Below are 4,715 nucleotides of genomic sequence, written 5' to 3'. Positions count from 1 at the left end.
TATATTAGAGCAAATACTATCCAGTCTGGTTGCCGAAGCCGCTCAAATGGTGGAAGAGTATATAACAAGGCAGGCAGTTATAACGGCAATAGAGGTACGAGCGAATGAGACGAATTCAACCCACGGGTTTGTAGATGCGAGTGGCTATGGGCAAATTTTATTTTCAGGGGATGTCGATGGCCTTTCGCCTGCGGATGGAGTCGTTTTGGCATTTTTTCATTGTGACGGAGATGACTTGACTGTTGAATGTGTTCTTCGTTATACAAGAGAAATAGTTGGAACGAATTCTAGGACTACTGTATATGTGGATCTGGATAGTTTTACAGAAGAGAATTGTCCTGTATGTGGTCAAAATTAATATACAAATATATCTACCCGTTGTCACTTGCAGTTCTGGGTGTGCTGGCTTATGGATTTACTGTTTCATGTCAAAGCAATCTTGCGCTAATCGGAGTTAATAAGTCTACGACGATATCTCTCGCTTTTTCTGTTTTGCTCATACTGTATGTAGCATGCGTGGGGCGTGTTATAGCTAATGAGTCATTGAGCAATACTAAGTGCTTTTTAGTGGTTTTTATTGGTTCTATATCTGTCGCATGGGTAAGTGGTAGATCGGTAGATTTTTTTTAGTAGTAAAAGCTATGTCTAGCAATCAGTCTGTGCTTGTGGTTGGATCTGGTGATTTTAAATGTGCCAATATTTTTGTGTTTTCGATCGCACTATGCATAGCAGCATTTGCTAGCATTAAGTCACGATTGGATCATTGAGTGGCAGTCAAGGGATCCCATCGAAGAAAAGGGGGGGGGCAAACCTGTATGGCATGGTTGGGAATGATGCGGGAGCGAAACGGGAGCGAAACGGGAGCGAAACGGGAGCGAAAGGCGAAAGGGGGCGAAAGGGGTCATGTCAATGATTTAAATGTTGATTTATGCCTGTGTTTGTGCTGAGGTGTGCGTATGGCAAGGGCTGTTCGCTTTCAGTTCGCTGGTGCGGTTTACCATGTGATCCTCCATGTGCACCCCTCCCGCGTCAGTAATTCAATATACAGTAGCAATGTTTAAATTATTGACATGACCCCATATGGTCTCTCTATTGGCTACCCCGATCCTCCAGTTAATGGGAATTGTGGCCAATACTATGGCTATGGTGGTTGCCAACCACAACACGCCAATAGCTTGATACCGAGCGATCAAAGGGCTGTTAATCCTGATGTATTCAAGGACATGCTCAATGAAGATGGTGACATTCATTATACGACAGATAATGTCATCGAAGGGATTAGTCGGTTGCTGGCAGAGGGACGAAAAACCGCAGAGGCTGAATGTAAGAAGAAGGACTCATGCTGTGATCGGGTTACCCTCAAGTTGGAGTGTGACAGACAGCCAACAGTCTTTACGGGGACGAGTGGTGCAATGGGTCAGTCAATGGCTCAACTCGATAGACGTTGCGGTGGCACATGGACTTATGACTGTAAATCGAAGCAGTGGAGGCGTAACCAATGAAGCTGCCTCTGACTGCCTTCTTTCTCGTCCCAATCCTGTTTACGGCATGTCAGGCTTCGGGCGCAGAAGATGTCTTCGCTCCTGATCGGAGCAATCTGGACAATGGAAGGGAACACTTGGAAACATGGATTATCACGGTCAACGAGAGCCAGAATTATCCACCCTCTGTTCCCGAGGAGGGCATCGACCCATTGGATTATCACGATACAAGCTACAGTAGTGAAGAGTTTGAGCTTGTTCGTTTTATCCAGAATGAAGGGATTGATTTCCTGAGTGTTCCGCACAGCCAACTATCGCTGTCACCTTATGCGATAGATGCGATATCCGTCATGAGGCCTTACAAATATGACCTCGTGATTACGAGCAGCCCTGAGAACATCAAAGAGGTTTTTGATTTGATGAAACGCTATCATCAAGTTGAAAGAAGGAAGGTTAAGCAACCCAAGGATGTTGAGGACAGGCAAACAAAGCCAGCCCCCGCTCCTCAGAAGGGGTCACAGAACCAGAAGGGGTCATGACAATAATTTAAACATTGGACGTTTTCGTTTTGGCTGTTTCGCTGAGATGTTTTTCGAGCTAAAAAGAAGCCGTACCCCAAGCGGCTTCTTTTATTGTTCGCCTCCGGCCTGCTCGGGGACAGCGGAGGCATTCCTTGGGCTGCCTCCCGCCGTCCGCTCCTCAGTTAACCCCGGCGTGGGCGTCGAGGAGCCGGTGGAGGCGTTCGGTTCTGGTGGGCAGGAGGTTGAGGTTTCCCTTGAGGGCTTCGGTGAATGCGTTCTGGAGGGACCACAGGGTGCGCTCACGGAAGCGTAACCGTCCGGGCTTGGTCCCACTTTTCAAAGCAGGCAGTCTGGTGTAAGATTTGTGGATGGATTTGGAGTTGGTGGATACGGGGGCGAAGCGCGACAGTCGGGGTCGTCGGATCGAGAGTCGTGAGGAGCGTGAGCGTTTACTTGAGAGCTACGATGGGAGCGGATTGACGCAGAAGGCCTTTGCGCGGCGCGAGGGAGTGGCCTACAACACGCTGGTGTACTGGCTCAAGCAGCGTCGCGAGCGCAGTCAGGCAGGTGGAGGCGTCGAGTCTAAACCTCTTTTCCATGAGATGACGGTGCCGTCCTGCGGGGCCTCTTTGTTGGAGGTATGTTTGCCGGAGGGGCTGATCTTGCGCGGGGGCGATGCGCAGTCGCTGGCGGCATTGGTCAAGGCGTTGCGATGCTGAGCTTGCCCCATCAGCTGCGAGTTTTTGTGGCGGTGGAGCCGGTGGACATGCGCAAGCAGTTTGACGGGCTGTGGGCGGTGGCACGGGACCACTTGGGCGAAGATCCCAAGGGCGGGGCGCTGTTCGCCTTTACGAACAAGACGCGCAACCGCCTAAAGCTGCTGTATTTTGACGGGACGGGGGTGTGGGTGTTTGCCAAGCGCATCGAGCAGGGGCGGCTGAGCTGGCCGATCGGCAGCGACACACGCAAGCTGACGATCACCCCGGCGGCGATGACCATGCTGATGAACGGCATCGACCTGAAGCAGGGGACGCTCAAGGCGTGGTACGAGCGTTAAAATCAGCACGGTTCTCAACACTGTCTTGACGGCCATCGTATCATGTTTTGGATACAGGCATGGACAGCGACGCGGGCTCCCCGGATGTGGAACAGTTGCGGCGCATCGTCGATGAGCAAAACGGCGTGATTGCGGTTTTACGCGAGCAGGTGGACTGGCTCAAAAAGCAGCTCTTCGGGGCGGGCAAAAGTGAGAAGCTCGACAGCGCTCAACTGCGCTTGCGCCTGGACGACCTGGAGCGCCAACTCGAAGCGGTCGAAAAACAAAGTATCGCTTACGAACGTCGTGCCCCCAAGGCGGGCAAACATGAAACGCCTGCTGAGCGCTTCAAGGACCTGCCGGTGGAGGAGACCGTGGTGATTGAGCCGCCGGAGGTGCAGGCCGAGCCGGAAGCCTTTGAGAAGATCGCCGAAGAAGAGACCCTTGAAGTCGATATCCACCCGCCGAAGCTGTTTAAACGCCGCCTCGTTCGCCCCAGGTATCGCCGCAAGCTTGACCGCTCGCAGCCGCCGGTGGTGGCCCCCGCGCCCAGGCGCGTGATCGACGGCAGCTACGCTTCGGCGGGCCTGTTGGCCTGGATCGTTTTAAGCAAATACGTGCAGCACCAGCCGCTTTACCGCCAGGAAAAAGCCTCGTCCATGTGGGGCGCACCTTTGTCACGAAAAACCATGACAGACTGGGTCGAGGCCGTAGCCGAGTGGCTCAAGCCCATCTACAACTACATGCGAACGGACTTGCTCGCGGGCCCCTACATCCAGGCGGACGAGACGCCGGTGCGCTACTGCGACTCCGACCACAAAAAAGGCAAAACCGAACAGGGCTGGCTCTGGGCCATCTCGCGGCCCGGCGGCGACGTCGTCTTTGACTGGCGGCTCTCTCGCCGACACGGCGAGCTGACGTCATTGCTGGACGGATACACCGGCCTGCTCCAGTCCGATGCCTACGGCGCCTACGAAGACTATGCCTCGGGCAACAAGGACGTCATCGCCCTGGGCTGCATGGCCCACGTCCGGCGCAAGTTTTACGACGCCCTCGCCTCCAACAAACGCGAAGCCACCCTCGTGCTCCGACTCATGGCCAGGCTTTACGAACGCGAGGCCACTTACCGCGAAGAAAACCTCGTCCCCGACGAGCGCAAACGCCGCCGTCAGCGAGAAAATGAGATCACGCTGACCCGCCTGCAAAAGGTCATCTCCCTCGCCAGCCGAAAGGCCCTCCCCAAGTCCGCCCTCGGCAAGGCCTGCGCCTACGCCATCTCCCAGTGGCCCCAGCTCGTTGCCTTCCAAAAACACGGCATCGCCGAGATCGACAACAACCTCATGGAAAATGCCATCCGCCCCTCAGCCCTGGGAAAGAAAAACTTCCTCTTCATCGGACACCCCGAGGCCGGCCAACGATCCGCCATCATCTACTCCATCGTCGTCTCCTGCCAGCGCCACAACATCGAACCCTTCCAATACCTGCGCAACATCCTCTCGCGCCTCCCCAATATGACCAACCAGCACGACATCAGCGCTCTGTCACCTGCCAAATGGTCACCAATAGCAACCCAAGCCTGAATCCAAATCGTAACCAGTGGGAAACCCCAAGGGTTACCAGAGAGAAAAATCCACCCTCACAAAGGCAACTCAAGCAGGACACACTCCGGACGCTTAC

6 protein-coding genes are annotated in these 4,715 nt (G+C 54.1%); 5 read left to right on the top strand and 1 reads right to left on the bottom strand.

The features are described 5' to 3' along the window. Both H5P28_RS00625 and H5P28_RS00620 read left to right on the top strand, forming a co-directional pair. Nucleotides 1-358: hypothetical protein (locus H5P28_RS00625; RefSeq protein WP_185673776.1), on the top strand; the 358-nt coding region annotated here is incomplete at its 5' end. 1,140 nt (nucleotides 359-1,498) lie between these two features. Next, nucleotides 1,499-2,020 (top strand): hypothetical protein, encoded by a 522-nt coding sequence (locus H5P28_RS00620; RefSeq protein WP_185673775.1) that lies wholly within the window; start codon nucleotides 1,499-1,501, stop codon nucleotides 2,018-2,020. Nucleotides 2,021-2,180: 160 nt separating this feature from the next. On the opposite strand, the gene H5P28_RS00615 is transcribed toward H5P28_RS00620, so the two are convergent. Beyond that, nucleotides 2,181-2,342 (bottom strand): hypothetical protein, encoded by a 162-nt coding sequence (locus tag H5P28_RS00615; protein ID WP_185673774.1) that lies wholly within the window; start codon nucleotides 2,340-2,342, stop codon nucleotides 2,181-2,183. A 28-nt stretch (nucleotides 2,343-2,370) separates the two neighbouring features. Here H5P28_RS00615 and tnpA point away from each other — a divergent pair, with 28 nt between their 5' ends. The 3 genes from tnpA to tnpC are packed head-to-tail and all read left to right on the top strand — an operon-like array spanning nucleotide 2,371 to nucleotide 4,618. Continuing rightward, complete coding sequence (gene tnpA, locus H5P28_RS00610; RefSeq protein WP_185673692.1) at nucleotides 2,371-2,721, top strand: IS66 family insertion sequence element accessory protein TnpA; 351 nt, start codon at nucleotides 2,371-2,373, stop codon at nucleotides 2,719-2,721. Next, a complete protein-coding gene (gene tnpB, locus H5P28_RS00605; RefSeq protein WP_185673693.1) occupies nucleotides 2,715-3,059 on the top strand; it encodes an IS66 family insertion sequence element accessory protein TnpB in 345 nt (114 codons plus the stop codon). Before tnpA ends, tnpB begins: the two co-directional genes overlap by 7 nt. Nucleotides 3,060-3,118: 59 nt before the next feature. Further along, nucleotides 3,119-4,618, top strand: a complete 1,500-nt coding sequence (gene tnpC / locus H5P28_RS00600) for an IS66 family transposase (protein WP_185673694.1) — start codon at nucleotides 3,119-3,121, stop codon at nucleotides 4,616-4,618. Nucleotides 4,619-4,715: the final 97 nt, after the last annotated feature.

The sequence above is a fragment of the Ruficoccus amylovorans genome, from assembly GCF_014230085.1.
GTDB lineage: Bacteria > Verrucomicrobiota > Verrucomicrobiia > Opitutales > Cerasicoccaceae > Ruficoccus > Ruficoccus amylovorans.
The sequence above is the reverse complement of the archived record's forward strand: the minus strand, read 5'-3'. Positions and strand labels throughout refer to the sequence as shown.